The organism is Polaromonas sp. P1_G2, from assembly GCF_056405515.1.
This window is the reverse complement of record NZ_JBFUBY010001576.1, coordinates 1-382: the sequence shown is the minus strand read 5'-3', so window position 1 is coordinate 382 and position 382 is coordinate 1. Positions and strand designations below refer to the sequence as shown.

The window sequence follows — 382 nt, the reverse complement described above, 5'->3', positions numbered from 1 at the left end:
CTCTAAATCGGATGTCCAGGCGGAAGCGGCCCGCCGCATTCGGGAATCGGGATATGAACGCTGGCGAGCCCGCAATCTCGTCACAGGCGAACCGATCCCGAAAGCATTGCAATATCTCAAGATCCAGATCGCCTGGGTCGCCGACACGCTGGCCGGGCTTGATCCAATCCCGACCGATTACGCCGACGACAAATACTGGCCCCGAGAGCGACTGGACTGACTACGGCTGTTCCTTCATGTCCGGTGTCGGTCCGCGCTCGTCATTATCTTCGAGGTCGGTCTTGACGACATAAGGGTCGCGATTTTCCCGCACGGCCTCGGCCAATGCGTCGGATCGGGTCAATTCATCCGGATCGAGTTCGGGCTGCTTTCGGCCCTTCAA

At 59.4% G+C, this 382-nt stretch carries 1 protein-coding gene; it reads left to right on the top strand.

Features of this window, described 5'->3' with window-relative positions:
- Positions 1 to 220 (top strand): hypothetical protein (locus AC1D0P_RS31615; protein WP_477680336.1); only part of this gene is annotated, 220 nt, incomplete at its 5' end.
- Positions 221 to 382 lie beyond the last annotated feature (162 nt).